General features: G+C 62.2%; 18 protein-coding genes and 5 tRNA genes. All 23 read left to right on the plus strand.

What is annotated here, in order from left to right:
* The first annotated feature begins 172 nt into the window (after positions 1–172).
* A tRNA-Met gene (locus tag C6W55_RS16335) sits at positions 173–249 on the plus strand.
* 5 nt (positions 250–254) lie between these two features.
* Positions 255–330 (plus strand) — tRNA-Val (locus C6W55_RS16340).
* Positions 331–351: 21 nt separating this feature from the next.
* A tRNA-Asp gene (locus C6W55_RS16345) sits at positions 352–428 on the plus strand.
* A gap of 10 nt (positions 429–438) precedes the next feature.
* A tRNA-Phe gene (locus C6W55_RS16350) sits at positions 439–514 on the plus strand.
* Between the two features lie 15 nt (positions 515–529).
* Positions 530–615 (plus strand) — tRNA-Tyr (locus C6W55_RS16355).
* A gap of 126 nt (positions 616–741) precedes the next feature.
* Positions 742–1,698, plus strand: coding sequence for an MraY family glycosyltransferase (locus C6W55_RS16360; protein ID WP_353682051.1), 957 nt, complete (start codon positions 742–744; stop codon positions 1,696–1,698).
* Between the two features lie 73 nt (positions 1,699–1,771).
* Positions 1,772–2,884: a PucR family transcriptional regulator gene (locus C6W55_RS16365; protein ID WP_286893870.1), complete on the plus strand. Its 1,113-nt coding sequence runs from the start codon at positions 1,772–1,774 to the stop codon at positions 2,882–2,884.
* A 93-nt stretch (positions 2,885–2,977) separates the two neighbouring features.
* The gene (locus C6W55_RS16370; RefSeq protein ID WP_286893871.1) at positions 2,978–4,099 is read left to right on the plus strand and encodes an ABC transporter ATP-binding protein; all 1,122 of its coding nucleotides are present in this window, start codon (positions 2,978–2,980) and stop codon (positions 4,097–4,099) included.
* A 199-nt stretch (positions 4,100–4,298) separates the two neighbouring features.
* Positions 4,299–5,237: an HPr(Ser) kinase/phosphatase gene (gene hprK / locus C6W55_RS16375; RefSeq protein ID WP_286893872.1), complete on the plus strand. Its 939-nt coding sequence runs from the start codon at positions 4,299–4,301 to the stop codon at positions 5,235–5,237.
* Between the two features lie 15 nt (positions 5,238–5,252).
* Complete coding sequence (gene lgt, locus C6W55_RS16380) at positions 5,253–6,425, plus strand: prolipoprotein diacylglyceryl transferase (RefSeq protein WP_286893873.1); 1,173 nt, start codon at positions 5,253–5,255, stop codon at positions 6,423–6,425.
* Positions 6,400–7,056, plus strand: coding sequence for a pyrophosphatase PpaX (ppaX, locus tag C6W55_RS16385; RefSeq protein ID WP_286893875.1), 657 nt, complete (start codon positions 6,400–6,402; stop codon positions 7,054–7,056). Before lgt ends, ppaX begins: the two co-directional genes overlap by 26 nt.
* Entirely contained in the window at positions 7,053–7,550 is a 498-nt protein-coding gene (locus tag C6W55_RS16390) for an acyltransferase (RefSeq protein WP_286893876.1), read from the plus strand. Before ppaX ends, C6W55_RS16390 begins: the two co-directional genes overlap by 4 nt.
* Before the next feature lie 85 nt (positions 7,551–7,635).
* Positions 7,636–8,283, plus strand: a complete 648-nt coding sequence (locus C6W55_RS16395; RefSeq protein WP_015256275.1) for a hypothetical protein — start codon at positions 7,636–7,638, stop codon at positions 8,281–8,283.
* 141 nt (positions 8,284–8,424) lie between these two features.
* Positions 8,425–9,669 (plus strand): ATP phosphoribosyltransferase regulatory subunit, encoded by a 1,245-nt coding sequence (locus C6W55_RS16400; RefSeq protein ID WP_286893877.1) that lies wholly within the window; start codon positions 8,425–8,427, stop codon positions 9,667–9,669.
* Positions 9,662–10,300 carry an ATP phosphoribosyltransferase gene (gene hisG / locus C6W55_RS16405; RefSeq protein WP_286893878.1) on the plus strand — a complete coding sequence of 213 codons (639 nt, stop codon included), beginning with the start codon at positions 9,662–9,664 and terminating at the stop codon, positions 10,298–10,300. The genes C6W55_RS16400 and hisG overlap by 8 nt, the downstream gene beginning before the upstream one ends.
* A 205-nt stretch (positions 10,301–10,505) precedes the next feature.
* The gene (gene hisD / locus C6W55_RS16410) at positions 10,506–11,816 is read left to right on the plus strand and encodes a histidinol dehydrogenase (RefSeq protein ID WP_286893879.1); all 1,311 of its coding nucleotides are present in this window, start codon (positions 10,506–10,508) and stop codon (positions 11,814–11,816) included.
* 4 nt (positions 11,817–11,820) lie between these two features.
* On the plus strand, positions 11,821–12,420 hold the full coding sequence (gene hisB / locus C6W55_RS16415) for an imidazoleglycerol-phosphate dehydratase HisB (RefSeq protein ID WP_286893880.1): 600 nt from the start codon (positions 11,821–11,823) through the stop codon (positions 12,418–12,420).
* Between the two features lie 3 nt (positions 12,421–12,423).
* Complete coding sequence (gene hisH / locus C6W55_RS16420; protein ID WP_286893881.1) at positions 12,424–13,041, plus strand: imidazole glycerol phosphate synthase subunit HisH; 618 nt, start codon at positions 12,424–12,426, stop codon at positions 13,039–13,041.
* Positions 13,042–13,246: 205 nt separating this feature from the next.
* Positions 13,247–14,005, plus strand: a complete 759-nt coding sequence (gene hisF, locus C6W55_RS16425) for an imidazole glycerol phosphate synthase subunit HisF (RefSeq protein ID WP_286893882.1) — start codon at positions 13,247–13,249, stop codon at positions 14,003–14,005.
* A complete protein-coding gene (hisIE, locus tag C6W55_RS16430; protein WP_286893883.1) occupies positions 14,002–14,676 on the plus strand; it encodes a bifunctional phosphoribosyl-AMP cyclohydrolase/phosphoribosyl-ATP diphosphatase HisIE in 675 nt (224 codons plus the stop codon). The genes hisF and hisIE overlap by 4 nt, the downstream gene beginning before the upstream one ends.
* Positions 14,673–15,479 (plus strand): histidinol-phosphatase HisJ, encoded by an 807-nt coding sequence (gene hisJ, locus C6W55_RS16435; RefSeq protein ID WP_286893884.1) that lies wholly within the window; start codon positions 14,673–14,675, stop codon positions 15,477–15,479. The genes hisIE and hisJ overlap by 4 nt, the downstream gene beginning before the upstream one ends.
* A 74-nt stretch (positions 15,480–15,553) precedes the next feature.
* Positions 15,554–16,504, plus strand: coding sequence for a ribose-phosphate diphosphokinase (locus C6W55_RS16440; protein WP_286893885.1), 951 nt, complete (start codon positions 15,554–15,556; stop codon positions 16,502–16,504).
* A gap of 172 nt (positions 16,505–16,676) precedes the next feature.
* Positions 16,677–18,413, plus strand: coding sequence for a tetratricopeptide repeat protein (locus tag C6W55_RS16445; RefSeq protein WP_286893886.1), 1,737 nt, complete (start codon positions 16,677–16,679; stop codon positions 18,411–18,413).
* Positions 18,414–18,441: the final 28 nt, after the last annotated feature.

The following is an 18,441-nucleotide window of genomic DNA, read 5'->3' on the forward strand; positions in this document are numbered from 1 at the left end:
GGCTTATCCTAAATTTACCCCACAAAGTGACGATTCGCTTCGAAGCGTAGTCCGATTACTTTGCGGGGGCCCCGGAAACGGGTTCAGCTTGAAGCAAATCATTCGCATCCGGTTTTCAGGGTGCAAGGCGGGGGAACCGCAGCCGCTGACAGCGGCAACGCCCCTGTAACGCGGCGGCATAGCTCAGTTGGCTAGAGCGTACGGTTCATACCCGTGAGGTCGGGGGTTCGAGGCCCTCTGCCGCTACCATACCTGGAGGCTTAGCTCAGCTGGGAGAGCATCTGCCTTACAAGCAGAGGGTCGGCGGTTCGATCCCGTCAGCCTCCACCATTCAAGTTCATTACCTATCGCGGAGCCGTGGTGTAGAGGCCTAACATGCCTGCCTGTCACGCAGGAGATCGCGGGTTCGAATCCCGTCGGCTCCGCCATTCAAATCAAGGCTCGGTAGCTCAGTTGGTAGAGCAGAGGACTGAAAATCCTCGTGTCGGCGGTTCGATTCCGTCCCGAGCCACCATGGATTGTTCATCGTGGAGGGCTAGCGAAGTGGCCAAACGCGGCAGACTGTAAATCTGCTCCCAGTCGGGTTCGGTGGTTCGAATCCATCGCCCTCCACCACTTTCACGAATGAAGCCTCTTGCGCACAGACGCAGGAGGTTTTTTGCATTTCATCAAAGTCCTCCCTTGGGTTTAGCGGTGCGGCAATAGGGAAAACTATAACCCAAACCGTGGAATCGGGGTGGGATGATGTTGCTTGCGGTCATCAGCGCATTGTTCGCTTTCTTCGCAGTGCTCCTGGTCGTGCCGTATGTTACGCGGTTCGCCTTGCGGCACGGCTACGTGGACATGCCGGGACCGCGCAAAGTTCATGCCGCTCCCGTGCCGCTGCTCGGAGGCGCCGCGATCTACGCCGCCACCGCAGCGGCGATGCTGCTCTTCGGCGGCAGATCATCGCTGTCCGTCGCCGTCGCAGTCGGCGGACTGCTCATCGTGTTCATCGGTCTTCTGGATGACACGGCGAAGGCCAAGGGGTATGAATTTCCGATCTGGCCGCGTGTGATCGTCTATCTGACGGCCGCATTCGTGCCGGTGCTGCTCGATATCCGCATCATCGGCGTATCCTCGCCCGGACCGGGCGGCATGATCATGCTGCCGGAATGGGCATCCGTCGTCTCGACCGTGGTGTGGATCTTCGCGCTTACGAACATGATCAATTTCATCGACGGCGTGGACGGGCTGGCAGCCGGCGTCTCCATGATCTCGTCGCTGACGCTGTTTCTGACCGCCGTCATTCGGCATCAGACGGATACGGCGATGCTGGCGCTCATCCTGTTCGGAGCATGCGCCGCGTTCCTCGCTTTCAACTTCTATCCCGCCCGCATTTTCATGGGTGACGCCGGGGCGGCATTCCTCGGCTATGCTTTGTCGCTGATCGCCGTGGAAGGCTCGCTCAAAAGCGCTACGCTCATCACCATTTTGATCCCGATGCTGGCGCTCGGTGTCCCGATCATGGATACCATCATCGTCATGGCGAGGAGGCTCGCCGAAGGCCGCGGGCTGCACAAGGCGGACAATCTCCATACGCATCATGCGCTGATGCGATGGGGGCTCACCCAGATCCAGACCGTATCGTTCCTCTATCTGCTGTCCATCGTATTCGCCCTGCTGTCCATCGTGCTGCTGCTCGCATGGGGCGCATGATCGACGCCGGAAGGCACCGCCTGTCCGAATTGTGCTACAATAACAGTATTCGGGTGCGGATAGGAGCGTTGCGATGGAGTTGTCCTGGAGATCGAAACTGGAATCGCTGCTGGGCGCGCCGATTATGACGGCGGGATTGCCGCTCGGCGAACGGGAATCCGCATGGCAAGACATCGGTCTGAAACCGGGTGACCGGATTCGCTCCGGAGATCGGTTCAGGCTGCCGGACGGCACGATCCGATTGATCGTCAGTGCCGACGATGAGAAAGTGGAGTATGTCGACCTCCAGCCTGGCGACCTTACCGGGCGGGAAGAGCAGCTGCTCGAATGGCTGCTGCTGGAACTGGAGCGCGACAGCCATGCCGAAGAAGGCCGGGAACGGCCGCTGAACCGGGAAATGCAAAGGCTCGGCGAATGGATTCAGGAACAGATCGGCGCCGGCCGTCTGCAGGCGGCTGTCCCGGATGAGTTCAACGCGGGCGGACGGCTCAACATCGAATGGATCCCGTTTCTTCTGCTCGCCGATCATGCGGCCAAGGCGAACGATGCGGAACTGGAGAAGCTGCTGCAGACGTATCTCGAAACGGACGTGCTGCTCGTGCCGCTCCGCGAGCAGGAGTGGCTCATTCTCGCTCCGGATTCGCTGCTCTATGAGGAGGTCGGCAGCAGGGGGGAAATCGAGGAGACGCCGGAGGAACTGCTGGAGAGCGTGGCGCGGGGCATGCACGACATGCTCACCAGCGAATGGCTCGGCGAGAACCATATCGCGGTCGCCCATCCGATCGTGCCGTCCGCTGCATTGGTCGATACGGTATACCTCCTGCGCGAGACGGTTGCTCTCGGGCGCCGGTTCCATCAAGGCGACACGGTCCATCTTCCCTGGAACATCCATCTGGAGCGGCTGCTGAACAGCATCCCGGATGAGCAGCGGCTCCGGTTCATCGAACAGGCCGCGAGCCGAACCGATTTGCTGCTTGAGCCGGAGATCGTGACGACGCTGGAGACGTTTTTCGCCATGAACTGCAATGTGAGCGATACGGCGAAGAAGCTGTTCATCCACCGCAACACGCTGCTGTACCGGCTGGACAAGCTGAAGCAGGAGACGGGGCTCGATGTGCGCCTGTTCCGGGATGCCGTGCTGGTGAAGATCATTCTGCTATTGTATAAAGTAACGAAAAGAAAGTAGTTTTTTTTGTATGGTTTGTGCATTTTCTTAGGCGGCTGCTGTACGCTAAGATGGTAATAAGCACTCCAATAAGAGCTTAGGGGGAAGAAACGCATGGCAGGCGTACGCTTGGAACACGTATACAAACGGTATCCCGGCTCCGATGTCGCATCGGTCAAGGACTTCAACCTCGATATCAAGGACAAGGAATTCCTCGTTCTCGTCGGTCCGTCCGGCTGCGGCAAGTCAACGACGCTGCGGATGATCGCCGGACTTGAAGAGATCACGGAAGGGAAGCTGTACATCGGCGACCGCCTCGTAAACGACGTTGCCCCGAAAGACCGGGACATCGCGATGGTCTTCCAATCCTACGCGCTGTATCCGCACATGAACGTCTATCAAAACATGGCGTTCGGCCTGAAGCTGCGGAAGTTCAAGAAAGCCGACATCGACAAACGCGTCCGCGAAGCTGCCAAGATCCTCGACATTGAGCATCTGTTGGACCGGAAGCCGAAAGCGCTCTCCGGCGGTCAGCGTCAGCGCGTCGCGCTGGGCCGCGCCATCGTCCGCGAACCGCAAGTGTTCCTGATGGACGAGCCGCTCTCCAACCTCGACGCGAAGCTGCGTACGCAGATGCGGGCGGAAATCTCGAAACTCGCGAAGCGGCTTGAGACGACGGTTATCTACGTCACCCACGACCAGATCGAAGCTATGACGATGGGCGACCGGATCGTCGTAATGAAAGACGGCGTCATCCAGCAAGCGGATTCGCCGGAAGTGCTGTACAACCATCCGGTCAACATGTTCGTTGCAGGCTTCATCGGTTCGCCGGCGATGAACTTCATCAAAGGCGGCCTGTACGAGCGCGACGGCGCCGTTCACTTCAAGGCGGACGGCCTCGACATCGAGCTGACGGAAGGCAAGGCGGCAATCGTCCGCGAGAAAGGCTATGTCAATAAGGAAGTCATCCTGGGCGTTCGTCCTGAAGACTTCCATGACGAGCCGGTCTTCCTGGAAGCATCGCCGAAGAGCATCGTGTCGGCGCTCGCGGAAGTCGTGGAAAACCTCGGCCACGAGAAGAACGTATATCTTGCCGGACTCGGCAACGACACCGTCATCGCCCGTCTGGACGGCCGTTCCGACGTGAAGGAAGGCGCGAACATCAAGCTGGCGATCGACATGAACAAGATTCATCTGTTCGATCCGGAAACGGAACTGAACATTTTCGAGACCTGATCCGCTGGATCAGCGCACAAGTCAACCGGGCCGCCTCATCGAGGCGGCTTTTCTGTTGTCCGCGGGTGCCGCGCGTCATCCCCGCGTTGCGCAAACCGCATCCGATCGGTTACGATGGTAACAAGCGGAAACCGGGAGCCGTCCATGGCTTTCGGTCAGTCATCAGCGCCGCGAAAGCAGGCGGCAAGGAGGCAAGACGTTGGCAAAAGCCGTTAAAGTGTCCGTATTGGTCAAGCAATATCAACTGGAGGTCGTGGCGGGTGCGGAAGGCTTAAGCCGCAGCATTACGGTGGACGACCTGCATCGTCCCGGCCTCGAGATGGCGGGATATTTCGATCATTATCCTGGCGAACGCATTCAAATCCTCGGCCGCACCGAGCTGACATTCTTCCAGACGCTCGAGCCGGATGTCCGGAAAGACCGGGTGAGCCGGCTCTGCCGGGACGAGACGCCGTGCATCATCGTCACGCGCGGCCTCGCGGTGCCCGAAGAACTGATCGAGGAGGCCGGCCGGAAGCAAATCCCCGTGCTTCGTTCCTCCATGGCGACGACCTATCTGATCAGCAAGATGACCGGCTTCCTCGAGCAGCGGCTGGCGCCGACGGCGACGATCCACGGCGTGCTGGTCGATGTGTACGGCATCGGCATGCTCATCACGGGTTCCAGCGGCATCGGCAAGAGCGAGACGGCGCTGGAGCTGGTGAAGCGCGGCCATCGGCTTGTCGCCGACGATGCGGTCGAGATCATCCAGACATCGGACGGTCATCTGTACGGGTCGGCTCCGGAACTGATCCGGTATCTGCTCGAAATCCGCGGCCTCGGCATCATCAATGTGATGACGCTGTTCGGCGCCGGCGCCATCCGGACGCAGAAACGGATCGAGATGGTCATCCGTCTGGAGAACTGGCAGCAGGAGAAGCAGTATGACCGCCTCGGGCTGGATGAGGAAATGACCCGCATCATCGAGACCGATGTGCCGCTCGTCACCGTGCCGGTCCGGCCGGGCCGCAACCTGGCGGTCATCGTCGAAGTGGCGGCGATGAATTACCGGCTGAAGCGGATGGGATACAATGCCGCGCTCCAATTCACGAACAAGCTGACGGAATCCATCGCGGAAGATATGGATGATTTCGAATAAGGGGGCGGACGGGCGATGCGTGTTTTTGAACTGGCGATTGATCCGGTCCTGCTTCGGCTCGGTCCGATCAATCTGACCTGGTATGGCACGATCATCGGCTTCGGAGCGCTGCTGGGCCTGCTGCTCGCCATCCGGGAAGGGCGCAGGTTCGGCATCTCTTCGGATTTCTTCATGGATCTGATGCTGATCGGCACGCCGTCGGCGTTGATCGCGGCGCGCGCCTACTATGTGGCGTTCCAATGGGAGAACTACAAGGACAACTTCCGGGAGATCTTCGCGATCTGGCACGGCGGCATCGCCATCTATGGCGCGCTGATCGGCGCCGTCATAAGCGGCGCCATCTACATCAGGGTGAAAGGGTATCCGTTCTGGCGGATTGCCGATATCTGCGCGCCTTCGTTTCTGGTCGGTCAGATGATCGGCCGCTGGGGCAATTTCGTCAACCAGGAAGCGTACGGAGGCCCCGTCGAAGAGTCGTTCCTGCGGGACACGCTCCATCTGCCGGACTTCATCGTCAATCAGATGTACATAAACGGAACATACTATCACCCGACATTCCTGTACGAGTCGCTCTGGAATCTCGCCGGATTGGTGCTGCTGCTCGTCCTGCGCCGCCAGTCGTTCATGCGCGCGGGCGAAGTGTTCCTCGGCTACCTCATCTGGTATTCGGCCGGGCGGTTCTTCATCGAAGGACTGCGCACGGACAGCCTGGCCTTCCAGGGGCCGGAGTGGCTGGCGTCGCTGCTGAACGGCCTGTGGTCGCCGATGACCGCCCTGTTCGAGCAAGGCTATCTGGATCCGAATTACGGCAATGTGCGCACGTCGCAGCTGCTCGCCGTACTGCTCATCGCGGCGGGCATTGCGCTCGTGATCTACCGGCGCCTCAGCGGCGCGTCGTCGGAGCGGTACGCCGATCCGATCATTGTAAGACGTCCCGATGGCGCGGCCGCATTGCCGCTCAAGGGTGATCGGATGGCCGATGAGGCGGATGAACCGGCGTCGGATGCATCGCGCGATGCGAATGCTCCCAATGAGCGCAACATTTCACGTGAGTCGGAGGCGGCGGACGAGACGGAAGCGGACAAGCCGTCAGAGGACAAGGCGCAGGATGCGGGAGATACGAAACCCGCTGACAGCACCGGGGCGAAAGGACTGCAGCACGATGACGACAGCGGCCGTACTGTTTGACCTGGACGGGACGATTCTCGATACGAACGAACTGATCATCCGCTCGTTTCTCCATGCGCTGCGCGGCGTGACGCCGCCGGAATTCGGCCGGGAGCACATCATTCCGCACATGGGCAAGCCGCTGAAGGATCAGCTCAGGCATTTCACCGGACGGGACGATGTCGACGATCTGCTCGCGGCATACCGGGAGTACAACCTGCGCGAGCATGACGCGCTGGTAAAGCCTTTCCCGCATGTGGCCGAGGTGCTGGAGCGGCTCAAGGCGGCCGGGCTCAAGATCGGCGTCGTCACGACGAAGATGCGGCTGACGGCGTCGCGCGGCATGAAGCTCGCGGGCATCGACGGCTTCATGGACGCGGTCGTCGCGTTCGACGACGTGGAGCACCCGAAGCCGCATCCCGAGCCGGTGCTCAAGGCGCTGGAGGCGCTGGACGTCCACCCGGAGCGGGCGCTCATGGTCGGCGACAGCCCTGCCGACATGCAGTCGGCCTTGGCCGCCGGCTCCGTGCCGGTCGGCGTCGCCTGGTCGCTCAAGGGCGAGCGGGTGCTGCTGGAGACGGGCGCGCGGCACATCATCCATGACATGCGCGACCTGTACGAACTTGCGGGATTGGAGCGGAGGACGCCGTGAGGAACGTGGAGCGCTATCCGGTGGAAGGACCGAATTCGCTGTGGCAGGTGTACAAGACGGTCAGCCGGATGAAGGTGGTGCGGAATTTCATTTTCATCCAGCTGGCCCGCTACTGCCCCTCGCTGCCGCTCAAGAACTGGATCTACCGGCATGTGCTCGGGATGAAGGTCGGACGGAACACGGCGTTCGCCCTGATGGTGATGGTGGATGTCTTTTTCCCGGAGCGGATCCGGGTCGGGAGCAACACCATCATCGGCTACAACTCGACGATTCTGGCGCATGAATATCTGATACGCGAGTACCGGCTCGGCGACGTCGTGATCGGCGACAACGTGATGATCGGCGCGAACGTAACGATTCTGCCCGGCGTAACGATCGGCGACGGCGCCGTCGTGGCGGCGGGCTCCGTCGTGCACAAGGATGTGCCGCCCGGCGCGTTCGTCGGGGGCAATCCGCTGCGGGATCTGCGGGTGGACAAGTGGCAGCCGGAGTAATAAAAAAATGCCGGTCGGAACGCAACGTTTGCCGGCCCCTCCGCGTCATATGTAATGAAAGCGTAAGGACGGGGAGGGGTGCGGGATGCACCGGGTTCGGACACCGGGACGGCGCGCCAAGGCGGTCATGATGGTCCTGTTGGCCGTATGGACGGCAATGCTCTTCGCGGCTCACGCATCCCGCGAAGTGGAAGCGCTTAATTTCCCAATTGAATCCCTGGATGAGCTCTCGGTTCACGCGGATATCGTGTTCGTGGGCACGGTGACGGACAGGATGAAAGACAGCGATACGGAGCATCGGTACACGTTCCGCATCGACATTCCGCTCAAGGGCGGGTTGGAGAAGAAATCGGAGTTGACGGCGCGCGTCCTGCAATTCGGCGATGAGGGCGTCCTCGACAAAGGTTCGTCCTACCTGGTGCTGCTCCAGAAGACGGCGGACGGCGGTTATACGATCGCCGGCGTTCATCAGGGCTTCATCAAACTGAAGAACGGCCGGGCCGAATCGAGATATTACAGCCAGGAGGAAGTGGACCGGTATCTCGCCCGGTACGGCCTGAAGGTGAAGACGATCTATGAACGGCTCGTGCCGCAGGACACGCCGGCCGCGACGCGCCATTCCGTGCGGGATGCGACGTCGCCCGCGGTGCTGTGGACCGGCGGCCTCGCGCTGGCGGCGCTGCTGGCCTGGCTGTTCGCACGGGCCTTCCGGCAGCGGCGGAATCGAATATGACGGTTTAGTGGTGTAATGCGGGCGGCCTCGGCTTGACGGGGCCGCCTCGTCGTGTTACGATACGGTCAATCCCTTTATTTTGGCAGTATGGTAACATATTAACGCTTTAACGAGATAAAGTAACTGCAGGTGACCCGTGCTATGGCCAAACCGAGAGGTTTCGAGAAACCGGCCGGCGTCAAGGATTATCTGCCCCATGTCGTGGCGAAACTGCGGCATATCGAGCAGCAGGTGCTCGAATGCATGAAGCGGTGGGGCTACGAGCAGATCATGACGCCGACAATGGAATATTACGATACGGTGGGCGTCGCCAGCGCGACGTCCGACAGCAAGCTGTTCAAATTGCTCAACAACCGGGGCACGACGCTCGTGCTCCGTTCCGACATGACGGCGCCGATCGCGCGCGTCGCCGCGTCGCTGCTCAAGGATGCGCCGCTGCCGCTTCGGCTTTCCTATCACGCGAACGTCTTCCGCGCCATTGAAGAGGAAGCCGGGCGGGAAGCGGAGTTCTTCCAGACCGGCGTCGAGCTGATCGGTGATCCGACGCCCGAGGCCGACGCCGAGGTCGTCGCGCTCGCGATCGCTTCGCTGCAGGCGGCGGGCGTGAGCCGGTTCAAGATTGCCATCGGCCACGTCGGCTTCCTGAACGGGCTGCTGGAGGAGAAGCTCAGCGAGAGCGCGGAGGCGCAGCGCGAGCTCAAAGCCTACCTGCTGAGCCGCGACCACGTCGGCTATCGCGAACGGCTCCGTTCACTCGGGCTGCCGGAGCAGGCGGAGAGGGAGCTCGAAGACATTCTGCGCTTGCGCGGCGGTCAGGAAACGTGCCGGCAGGCGAAGAGTCTGAGCGGCGATCCGGCGGCGCGGGCGGCGATCGACCATCTGTGCGCGATCTGGGACGTGCTGGACGCGTACGGCGTGACGGAACACGTGCTGATCGACCTGACGATGATCGGCGATTTCTCTTATTATACCGGAATGACATTTGAAGGCTACGCGGCGGATCTCGGATTCCCCGTCGTCAGCGGCGGCCGGTACGACAATCTGCTGGCGCAGTTCGGCCGGCCTTCGCCGGCGACGGGCTTCGCGCTGAAGACGACGCGCATCCTCGATCTTGTGGACGGCGGCGCGGACGAATCGGGCAGAGGCCGGACGCTGATCGGCTACGACGCTGCCGGACGAGCCGCCGCGCTGGCCGAAGCGGGCCGGCTGCGCGCCGAGGGCCTTGTTGCCGTGACGGCGCAGATGTCGGCCGAAGAAGCCGAGATGCTGGAGCGGGCGCTGCAGGCAGGCGGCCCGATCCTGCACAACGGCGCGGCTTACGAACGGTTCGAGCGCTTTGTCGGATCGGCGGGCAAAGGCGCGGGCGGAGGCGGTAAACATGCGTGACACGTTGATGGTCGCGATGCCGAAAGGGCGGATTTACAAGCAGGCGTCGCAGTTGTTCCGGGAGGCGGGACTGCTGATTCCGGACGATTTCGACGACAGCCGCAAGCTGATCTTCGATGTGCCCGATGCGGGGATGTCGTTCATCATGGCCAAGCCGGTCGACGTGCCGACCTATGTCGAATACGGCGTGGCCGATATCGGCGTCGTCGGCAAGGACGTGCTGATGGAAGAGAACAAGGATGTGTACGAGCTGCTGGATCTCGGCATCGCGAAGTGCCGGATGTCGGTGATCGGGCTGCCGGACTGGAAGCCCGTCATCCACCCGCGGGTGGCGACGAAGTATCCGAATGTCGCATCGCAATATTTCCGCGAGCGGGGGCAGCAGGTCGAGGTGATCAAGCTCAACGGCTCGATTGAGCTGGCGCCGCTCGTCGGCCTGGCCGACCGGATCGTCGACATGGTCGAGACCGGCGCGACGCTGCGCGAGAACGGCCTCGTCGAGATGGAGACGATGTTCGACGTGACGAGCCGGCTCATCGCGAACCGGGTCAGCTACCGGATGAAGAACGAAGCGATACAGGCCTTGTGCGACAGGCTGCAGCAGACGCTGCAGCGCGGTGCCCGATCGTAAAGTGTGCAAGAGGCGGACAGGAAGCGGGATGACCGGTGACCGTGGATGCAATATAGTGCAGATCTGCACTATATTGGGCGCACTCGGCGTTTCGCATGCGAATCTGGTGCATTTTTGCACTGCATCGCTGGTGACGAATTCATCGGCAGCCATATGATCTGCCTGTGCACAGTAAATGGAAAGCTTCCAGTGAGGAGTGACAGCCATGCGCATCATGGCGGCGAGCGCATTCAATCTGAAGCGCGAAGTCGAATACGGCAGCCCGGAGCAGAACGCGGCGGTCCGGGAGATCGTCGCGGCGGTGCGGGCGAAAGGCGACGCGGCGCTGCTTGAGTTCACCGAGCGGTTTGACGGCGTGAAGCTTGAGGCGTCCGGGCTGAAGGTGACGGCAGAAGAGATTCAGGCGGCATACGGCCAGGTGGACGAGGAGTTCCTCGCGGCGATCCGGGAGGCTGCCGCCAACATTCGCGCGTTCCACGAAAAGCAGAAACAGAAGTCGTGGATGGAGCCGTCGCCGGACGGCACGCTGCTCGGCCAGATCGTCCGGCCGCTGCGGCGGGTCGGCGTCTATGTGCCGGGCGGCAAGGCGGCTTATCCGTCCTCCGTCCTGATGAACGTCATTCCCGCACAGGTGGCCGGCGTGGCCGAGATCGTCATGGTGACGCCGCCGGCGACGGGCGGCCAGGCGGGGATCAACCCTTACATCCTCGTGGCGGCCGCCGAGGCGGGCGTGAAGGAGATCTACCGGGTCGGCGGGGCGCAGGCGATCGCCGCGCTCGCCTACGGCACGGAGACGATCGCGCCGGTCGACAAAATCTGCGGTCCCGGCAACATCTATGTGGCGCTGGCGAAGCGCGAGGTATACGGCGCGGTCGATATCGACAGCATCGCCGGGCCGAGCGAGATCGTCGTGCTGGCCGACGGGTCTGCCGACCCGGTCTATATTGCGGCCGACCTGCTGTCGCAGGCGGAGCACGACGAGATGGCGTCCGCGGTGCTCGTGACGTCGTCGGCCGGGCTGGCGAAGGCGGTGTCGGACGAGGTGGAGCGGCAGCTGGCCGATCTGCCGCGGGCGGCGATCGCGCGCAAGTCGATCGACGACTACGGCGCGATTCTGACCGTCGATTCGCTGGATGAAGGAATCGCGGTCGTCAACCGGCTCGCCCCGGAGCATCTCGAGATCATGACGGCGGACCCGATGGAAGTCGTGGGGCGGATCGAGAATGCCGGCGCGATTTTCCTCGGTGCGTACAGCACGGAGCCGGTCGGCGACTATTTCGCCGGACCGAACCACATTCTGCCGACGAACGGCACGGCGCGTTTCGCGTCGGCGCTCGGCGTTGACGACTTCGTGAAGAAGTCGAGCCTGATCCGCTACAGCCGGGAAGCGCTGCTCAAGCACGGCGGCAAGATCATGGCGCTGGCCCGCCGCGAGGGGCTGGAGGCTCACGCCCGCGCCGTCGAGGTTCGGCTGATGAAGGAGCAAGTCAAAGATATTGGAATGAAAGAAGGCTGAAGCGATGACGGAACCGGTCAGACGCGCGGCGGACATCGCCCGCAAAACAGGCGAAACGGACATCAAGCTGAGCTTCGCGCTCGACGGGACGGGGGAGACGTCGATCGAGACGGACGTGCCGTTCCTGGGTCACATGCTCGAGCTGTTCGCGAAGCACGGCCACTTCGAACTGAAGGTGGAGGCCAGCGGCGACGTCGATGTCGACGATCATCATACGGTTGAGGACATCGGCATCTGCCTCGGGCGGGCGATCCTCGAGGCGCTCGGCGACAAGCGCGGCATCCGGCGCTATGCGAACGTGTTCATTCCGATGGACGAGGCGCTGGCGCAGGTGGCGGTCGACATCAGCAACCGCCCGCACCTCGAGTACCGGGCGGAGTACCCGGCGCAGACGGTCGGCAGCTTCCACGTCGAGCTGGTGCACGAATTTCTGTGGAAGCTGGCGCTGGAGGCGCGCATCACGCTGCACGTGATCGTGCATTACGGGCGCAACACGCACCATATGATCGAGGCGGTGTTCAAGGCGCTTGGCCGGGCGCTGGATGAAGCGTCGAGCATCGATCCGCGCGTGCAGGGCGTCCCGTCGACCAAGGGAGTGCTGTAACATATGATCGCGATCATCGACTACGGCATGGGCAATCTGCACAGCGTCAGCAAGGCGGTCGAACGGCTCGGCTTCGAGGCGCGTGTGACAAGCGCTCCCGGTGAAATCCTCGCCGCGGACGGCGCGATTCTGCCCGGTGTCGGCGCGTTCGGCGACGCGATGCGCAATCTGCGCGAGACGGGGCTGGATGAGGCGGCGAAGGCGTTCGCCCGCTCGGGGAAGTCGATGCTCGGCATCTGCCTCGGCATGCAGCTCCTGTTCAGCGAGAGCGAGGAGCACGGCCGGCATGAAGGGCTCGGGCTGCTGCCCGGCCGCGTCGTCCGGTTCCAGGGGCCGTTCAAGGTGCCGCACATGGGCTGGAACCGGCTGAAGTTCGAGCGGGAGAATCCGCTGACGGATGGGCTTGATGCCGGCCACGTCTATTTCGTGCATTCCTACCATGTGCTGCCGGAGAATGAAAGCGATCTGCTGGCGACGACGGACTACCACGGTCCGGTCACGGCGATCGTCGGCCGCGGCGGGCTGTACGGCATGCAGTTCCATCCGGAGAAAAGCGGCGAGCTGGGCATGCGGCTGCTGGGCCGTTTCCTGTCGCTGACGATGAAAGTGCAGAATGAATAGTCGTGAGGCGGATCACAGCCTGGGGGACAGTGATCGGTCCGCGGACTGTGGACGCCCGGGGGCTGTGATCGCCCGGCGGGCTGTGAACGCCCGGGATGGGCGCGTGAGCAACCGCGGATCGAAAGGGTGCAATGCGATGCGCGGTCCGGACGGATGAGGATGAAAACCGCGATCCGGACGGGCCGGCATGCGGAAAGGAGCCATCATGTTAGCGAAACGGATCATCCCGTGCCTGGATGTGAAAGACGGCCGCGTCGTGAAAGGCGTCAACTTCGTCAATCTGCGCGACGCCGGCGATCCGGTGGAGCTTGCGGCGGCGTATGACCGGGAAGGAGCGGACGAGCTGGTCTTCCTCGACATCTCCGCTTCCCACGAAGGGCGGAAGACGATGGTCGATGTCGTGCGCCGGACGGCCGCCGAGATTACGATTCCGTTCACCGTCGGCGGCGGGATCGCGCATGTCGACGACATGAAGACGCTGCTTCGCGCCGGCGCGGACAAGATCGGCATCAATACGGCGGCGGTGCTGAATCCCGATCTGATCGCGGAAGGCTCGCGCGTCTTCGGCGCGCAGTGCATCGTCGTCGCGATCGACGCGAAGTTCAATCCCGAATGGGGAGAATGGGAAGTCTACACGCACGGGGGCCGAAAGGCCACCGGCATCCGCGCGCTGGAGTGGGCGCAGCGGGCCGAAGCGCTCGGCGCCGGCGAAATTCTGCTGACGAGCATGGACAAAGACGGCACGAAGGACGGCTTCGACATCGCGCTGACGCGGGCCGTGTCCGAGCGGGTGTCGATTCCGGTCATCGCGTCGGGCGGCGCCGGCAAGGTCGAGCATTTCCACGAGGTGTTCGCGGAAGGGTTGGCGGACGCCGGGCTGGCGGCTTCGGTGTTCCATTACAAGGAAATGACGATCGGCGAGGTCAAGGAAGATCTGCGCCGCAAGGGAGTGGAAGTGCGATGAGCGGATCAGGTTCGTTGTCGCCAGAGGCCATCCGCTGGAACGATGACGGGCTCGTGCCGGCCGTCGTTCAGGATGCGGTCAGCAAGGAAGTGCTCATGCTCGCGTACATGAACCGCGAGTCGCTGGCGAAGACGCTGGAAACGGGGGAGACGTGGTTCTGGAGCCGCTCCCGCGGGGAGCTGTGGAACAAGGGCGCGACCAGCGGACACAAGCAGAAGGTCCGGTCGATCGCTTACGATTGCGACGGCGACGCGCTGCTCGTCCAGGTGGAACAGATCGGACCGGCTTGCCACACGGGCCGGTACACCTGTTTCCACCACGAGATCAAGCCGGACGGGAACGCCGAACGAGAGCCGTCGGCGGACCGGTTCCGGATGATCGGGGAGCTGGAGAGGGTCGTCGCGAATCGTTACGCGGAGCGGCCGGAAGGCACCTATACGACGTATCTTTTTGAGAAGGGCATCGACAAGATTCTGAAAAAAGTCGGCGAGGAAACGGCGGAAGTGATCATCGCGGCGAAAAACCGGGACAACGACGAGCTGCGGTACGAGACGGCGGATCTCATTTTCCACATGATGGTGCTGCTGCGGGAGCGCGGGCTGCCGCTGGATGACGTCATGGCGGAACTTGCGAGCCGCGAAGGCAAGCCGACGACGAATAAAATGCGATGAAGATCGACTATCATACCCACCATGCGCGGTGCGGACACGCCGAGGGCTCGCTCGAGGATTATGTGAAGCGGGGCATCGGGATCGGGCTCGATCACATCGGCCTGTCCGACCATATGCCGCTCATCCATGTCGATCCGGCATCCTATTATCCCGGGATGGCGATGCCGATGGACGAGCTGCCGCGCTATGTGGAAGAAGCGTTCGCGCTGAAGGAGAAGTACAAGGGTGTCATCGAAGTCCGCGTCGGGCTCGAAGGCGACTACATCGAAGGGTACGAGGAAGAAATCGAGCGGATCGTCCGGGGATACCCGTGGGATTATGTCATCGGTTCGGTGCATTTTCTCGGCGAATGGGACATCACGGACTACCGGCAGACGGACGGTTGGAAAAGCCGCGATCCGATGGCCGTGTACGAGCAGTATTACGACGCGGTGTGCAAGGCGGCGGCGACCGGCTTCTACGACGTGATCGGCCACATCGACGTCATCAAGCGGTTCGGCGTGCAGCCGGGCGGCGATGTGACGCATCTGGAGGACATGGCGCTTGCGGCGGCGGCGAAAGCGGGCGTCGCGATCGAGCTGAACGCCTCGGGGCTCCGGATGCCGTGCGCGGAGATGTTCCCGTCGCGGCGGATGCTGGCAAAGGCGCGCGAGCTCGGCATTCCGGTCACGCTCGGTTCGGACGCGCATCAGCCGGAGCGGCTGGGGCAGTATCTCGACGAGGCGAGGGCGGCGCTGAAGGATGCGGGGTACGCGCAGCTTGCGACGTTCGAAGGACGCAGGCGGATTCTCGTCGATTTTTGAAAAAGGCCGTCGCCGATGTATAATGAAGTTGGCATGCGGCTCGAAACGGATTCGCAAAATTTCAGGAGGGTGTCATGTTCAGCGATAAGGTGCGTATTTTCTCGGGGTCGTCGAACCAACTGCTGGCGGAGCGCATATGCGCGGAGCTCGGCTGCACCCTGGGCAGAATCAAGATTTCGCGCTTCAAGAGCGGCGAAGTCTACGTTCACTACGAGGAGTCGGTCCGCAACTGCGACGTCTTCCTCGTCCAGTCGTTCTCGCATCCGATCAACGAGCATTTTGTCGAATTGCTCGTCATGATCGACGCGGCGAAGCGGGCGTCCGCGCGGACGATCAACATTATGATCCCGTATTACGGATACGCGCGGCAGGAACGCAAATCGGCGCCGCGGGAGCCGATCTCGGCGAAGATGGTGGCGGACGTGCTGACGACGGTGGGCGCAGACCGGATCATTACGCTCGATCTGCACGCTCCGGCGATCCAGGGATTCTTCAACATTCCGGTGGACCATCTGACCGCACTTGACCTGATCAGCGACTATCTGAAATCGAAGAACATCCGCAATCCGGTCGTCGTTTCGCCGGATGCCGGACGGGCGTCGACGGCGGAGAAGCTGGCAAACTACCTGCACGCGCCTTTCGCCATCATGATCAAGAAACGGCCGAAGCACAACGAATCCGTCATTACGCATGTCATCGGCGACGTCGAGGGACAGACGCCGATCATCATAGAGGACCTGATCGACACCGGCTCGACGATCATCAACGTCGTGGAGAGTCTGAAGGAACGCGGGGCGGAAGACGCGATCGTCTGCGCGACGCATCCGCTGTTCTCGAATCCGGCCATCGAGAAGCTCGGCCATCCGAACATCCGCGAAGTGATCGTGACGGACTCCATTTTCCAGCCGGATCTGTCGGAGGACCGGTTCCGCGTCATCAGCGTCGCGCCGATGCTGGCGGAAGCGACCCGAATCATCATCCAGGGCGGTTCGATCAGCACGCTCTTCAAAAATGCGGGCGTCTAGATCCCGAAAGATAAGAATGTATAAGTTTCACGCTTATCATCGGCTTATCTTTCACCGCAAAACGGACGCGCCTTCCGGAAGGACGGCGCCAGCCGTTTTTGCTTGTGTGATCTTCGGCGCACTGTGATATAATCGATGCAAAAAAATCGAAGCACGGGAGGTGCCTGATCGTATGCGCAAGAAGAACAAAGCGGCGCCCCGCGCGAAAATCATTCCGATCCAGCTGGACGCTGCCTTCTTTTACGAACGTGCGGTCCGGTCGCTGGACCGCTGCCGCTACGACAAGGCACTTCGCTATTTTCGCAAGGCAGTCGAATACGAGCCGGACAATCCGGTGAATCATTGCAATATGGCGGGCATTCTGTCCGAGATGGGCAACTACGAGGAATCGAACAACATCCTGCGAAAGGTGCTGGACGAACTCGACCCGTCGATGACGGAATGCTGGTTCTACATGGCGAACAACTACGCCAACATGGAAATGTACGAGGCGGCGGAGGAAGCTCTCGTCCAATATCTGGAGGAAGATACGGACGGCCAGTTCCTCGAGGAAGCGGAAGAGATGATGGATCTGCTTCACTACGAGCTGGACCGGCCGCTGAAGCAGCCGGTCGTGAAGGCGCGCGGCCGGCTGCACGACCATGAGCGCGCCCGGCAGCTGCTCGAGGAAGGGAAGTTCGTCGAGGCGGTCAAGCTGCTGAAGACGATCATCGAGGAGCAGCCCGAGTTTCTGGCGGCGCGCAACAACCTGGCGCTCGCCTATTATTACATGGGCCTGTTCGACCAGGCGGCGGACACCGTCCGGGAAGTGCTGAAGACGGACCAGGGCAATCTGCACGCGCTGTGCAATCTCGCGATCTTCCGCATGCAGGGCGGCGGCCGGGAGGAAGCGCTGGCGATCGTCGGGGCGCTGCGCAAGATAGTGCCGATGCAGCCGGAGCTGGCGTTCAAGCTGGCGACGACGATGGGCATTCTCGGGGAGCATGAGGCGGCGTACGGCCATTTCCGGCGGCTGATCCGCGAGATGCCCGGCCATCGGGATCCGTACCTTCTCCACTACACGGCCGTCGCGGCCAGCAACATCGGCCGCCTGGAGGAAGCCGGACGGCTGTGGAAGGAGGCGGCGCAGCTCGATCCGGAGGCGGGCGTGGCCGACTATTATTTGCAGCATCTGGACGATCTGAAATCCGGCAGGATGTCTCCGCCGTCCAGCTATCACTATCATCTGCCGTTCGAGGAGCAGCTCCGGCGCTGGGAAGGCTCGGGCGACGAGCTGCCCGAACGGATGAAGCGGGATCCGCTCGTCCGTTCGTCGTTCTTCTGGGCGCTGCGCCACGGCGACCGCAGGATGAAGTTGCAGGTCATCCAGGCGTTCAGCCTCGTCGGGGACGACGAGGTGAAGGAGGCGCTGCGCGAATTCTTGAGGCAGCCCGAGGAAGACGACATGCTCAAGCGCGTCGCAATCTTCGTTCTGCGCGGCATCGGGGACACCGGGCCGATCGAGGCGGTGCTGGGCGGAGAGCAGGTGATCGTCGAAGCGAACCGGATGCCGATCCGGATGCCCGCCGCGAACGCGCGGTGGCAGGCGGTCATCGAGGCGGCGATGCAGCGCATGCAGAACCGCTTTGACGCGGTGCAGCAGCACGATCTGCTGACGCTGTGGGCGGAGTTTCTGCAGCGGCTGTATCCCGAGACGCCGGTTATCCGCAAGGCGGAAGGGTGGGCGGCGGCGCTCGAGTATCTGACGGCGAAAATGCACCGCAAGGGGATCACCTTCGAGGAGGCGGCGATGCGCTACGGCGTGTCGGCGGCGACCGTATGCAAGCATGTTCGCCGGATTGACGAGGTGTGCGGCATCCGGGACAGGATGAAGGCGGCGCACATGCAGGGCGAGGTCGAGGGCGATTAGCGCGGGTGCTCGGGAACGGTTTTTTATC

This window comes from Thermobacillus sp. (assembly GCF_003390775.1).
Taxonomy (GTDB): domain Bacteria; phylum Bacillota; class Bacilli; order Paenibacillales; family Paenibacillaceae; genus Thermobacillus; species Thermobacillus xylanilyticus.